Raw genomic sequence first — 2,688 nt, 5'->3', positions numbered from 1 at the left:
GGTATGCCTGATAGTTGGTAAAAAAAACGACTATCAGGAGCAGTTATGATCAAGCATTTTCCCTGGAGGCGTAAACCGTGGAAAGTAGAATGGAAGAATCCGTGGACAAAAGCCCCTCGTACCCGCTGGTTTGAATCAGAGGCGCAGGCGGTTGCCTTTGAGGAAGCACAGCTGGCGATTTATGAAAGGGAAAAGGTGCTCATGACACGGGCGAGAAAACGCAGCAGGGCGAATGCGCCGGCAATCACCATAGCTGAGCTTTTCCGGGAGTTCCTGGCACGTCCTGATATCAGGGAGTCCACAAGATCATCGAGCGGCTATCATATCAAGCCCCTCTTGGAGCTTTTCAGCGCCCGAAGGGCGGCCAGCCTTACGCTCGATGACGTGCGCGTATTTTCGGAAATTCAGCGGGGGCGGAATGTTGGCCAGAGTACCATAAATCGCCGTCTGTCTGTCCTTCGTGCTGCCTGTAACTGGGCAGTGGCCAAAGGTTTTCTGAAGGAGTCTCCCATACGGAACATGAAGCTGCCGCACGCACCTTCCCGACGCATAGAGCCGCCCACCATACCGGAGATTGATCGTCTCCTGAAGCATGCCCCTGAGCATATCCAGAGAATCATTCTTCTGGGGCTTTACACAGGGGCGCGTCCCGGCCCCTGTGAGCTTTTCCGGCTGCGGTGGGATGACATTCTGCTTGATGAGGGGGTTATCTATATGCCGTGCGCCTACAAATCAAAGACGATTTCCGCACGATATGTCCCCATTCATGAAGCCTTGCTTCCCAAGGTCCGGGAATGGCGGAAGCGGGACGGGAATGCCTGTGCAAGCGTCATTCACTACCGGGGCAAGCCGGTAAAACGTATCAGCGAAACATGGCGCAGACTGAGGGGGAAGGCCGGCATTGCCCGAAAAGTACGGCCGTATGACCTGCGCCACGCCTTCGCCACTCTGAGCATGGCGGAAAGCGGCGATATAAAAAGCATTGCCGAACTGATGGGGCACAGTACCTACACTATGCTGCTATCCGTCTATCAGCATGTGAGCAACGCTTTGAAAATTAAGGCGGTCAACGCCATACCGGTAGTGGCCAGCCTGAAAATCTGACCTTCCGGAAAAAGAGCCTGTTGGCACCACGGCATCCGCCGGAGGTGGTCTTGCAGTGCGCCTGAAATCGTTTGCTCAGGAGTGCCCCAGGCTTTACGCTTGCGGTTTAGAGGGGAATACAGCCGAAACGTAGAAAAAAGGAGAAGTGTCATGAAGCTGTATAGGTATGACCTGAAAACCGGCGAGCTCACCGGAGAAATGGAAGCCCAGAAACGGCCTAACGGGCAGGACATTGTTGACGTGATAGGGGCGACGGTTCAGCAGCCGCCGCAGACCGGAGAAAAGCAGGCCGCACGTTGGACGGGCGAAGCCTGGGAACTGGTGGAGGATCACCGCCAGACCAGGGACAAGGGCGGCGTTATCGTGGAAGGCTCCGGAACGGCTTACTGGCTGCCCGGCGATACTTGGCAGACTCCGGCACGGTATCTCACCGAACTGGGGCCGCTGCCTGAAGGTGCGTTGCTGGAACGGCCGGCTAAGACGCCAGAGGATATTGAAAAGTAAGAGCTTGCCGCGGCACAGATGCAGGCAAACAGCATCATCAATGCTCGTATGCGCACGGCTACGCTCCAAACGTCTGCGTTTTCTGCGTCTGAGTTCGCAGTTATGGCTAAGGCTCATGTATTCGAGTCCTGGCAGGCCGGGCAGACCTATAACGCAGGATACCGTCTGGAACATGAAGGCGTGGTCTATGAAGTTGTGCAGGAGGTCACTGCCCAGGAACACCAGCCGCCGAACGCCGAGGGGATGCTTGCCGTGTACAGGCCTCTTTCTGTGGACGCGGGTACCGGCGACGAGCCGGACGGTACGAAGGAGAGCCCCTATACATATCTGCATGGCATGGACGTGAAGAATGGAAGCTACTATACCTTTGACGGCAAGCTCTGGCTGGCCAAGGCTGATATGCCCGCATGTGTATGGGATCCTGGTACCGAAGGCCTCTGGCAGTGGGAGGAGGTGACAGAGTAATGGAAAAGCTTATAGGGCAGGGCGTCCACTTCGAGCGTATCCGCCGAATCACCGGCTACCTGGTGGGCGGACTGGAGCGCTTCAACGATGGTAAGCGGGCCGAAGAACGCGATCGCGTGAAGCACATGAATATGGAGCTGGGGAAACATCGTGCGGCTTGACGAAATCAGGAAAAATGCTCATTAAGAAGGGGCAGGGAGTGCGTCAACACTCTCTGCCCCAGTGTATGGGCCAGCTTCCGCGTTTAGTGGGTACTAAACACATTTGCCAGCCCCCGGAAAGTCGCAGCTTCCGGGGGCTAACCTGTTAAAGGTCTATACGACGGATAACAAGGGCCGCGATGACCGCCGCCAGAATCTGGACAAGCAGGTCAATGAGAAGCTGCTCCATTTGAGCCTTCGCCTCCTTTGCGGAAGCAGGCCCATGCCCGGCACCATACGAAAGCACCTCATAAAAAGCAAGGCCCGGTTTATGCCGGGCCTTTTGCAGTTTTTAAAGTGAGAATTTCTCTTGTTTTTCGTACAAGAATCATTCTGACCAATTTTCCCAGACGGGAGACTATCCTTTTTTTTTCAATATTGAACGAATAAAGCCGAATACCACGGGAGAAATGGA

General features: G+C 55.2%; 4 protein-coding genes. All 4 read left to right on the top strand.

Features of this window, described 5'->3' with window-relative positions:
• The first annotated feature begins 45 nt into the window (after positions 1–45).
• The 4 genes from K8W16_RS06580 to nrdD all read left to right on the top strand — a co-directional run bounded on the left by K8W16_RS06580 (position 46) and on the right by nrdD (position 2,234).
• Positions 46–1,104, top strand: coding sequence for a site-specific integrase (locus tag K8W16_RS06580; protein WP_304122278.1), 1,059 nt, complete (start codon positions 46–48; stop codon positions 1,102–1,104).
• Between the two features lie 150 nt (positions 1,105–1,254).
• Entirely contained in the window at positions 1,255–1,608 is a 354-nt protein-coding gene (locus K8W16_RS06575) for a hypothetical protein (RefSeq protein WP_304122276.1), read from the top strand.
• Positions 1,609–1,710: 102 nt separating this feature from the next.
• Positions 1,711–2,073: a carbohydrate-binding protein gene (locus K8W16_RS06570; protein WP_304122274.1), complete on the top strand. Its 363-nt coding sequence runs from the start codon at positions 1,711–1,713 to the stop codon at positions 2,071–2,073.
• Positions 2,073–2,234: an anaerobic ribonucleoside-triphosphate reductase gene (gene nrdD, locus K8W16_RS06565; RefSeq protein WP_304122272.1), complete on the top strand. Its 162-nt coding sequence runs from the start codon at positions 2,073–2,075 to the stop codon at positions 2,232–2,234. Before K8W16_RS06570 ends, nrdD begins: the two co-directional genes overlap by 1 nt.
• Positions 2,235–2,688: the final 454 nt, after the last annotated feature.

This window comes from Mailhella massiliensis (assembly GCF_020741395.1).
Classification (GTDB): domain Bacteria; phylum Desulfobacterota; class Desulfovibrionia; order Desulfovibrionales; family Desulfovibrionaceae; genus Mailhella; species Mailhella massiliensis_A.
The sequence above is the reverse complement of the archived record's forward strand: the minus strand, read 5'-3'. Positions and strand labels throughout refer to the sequence as shown.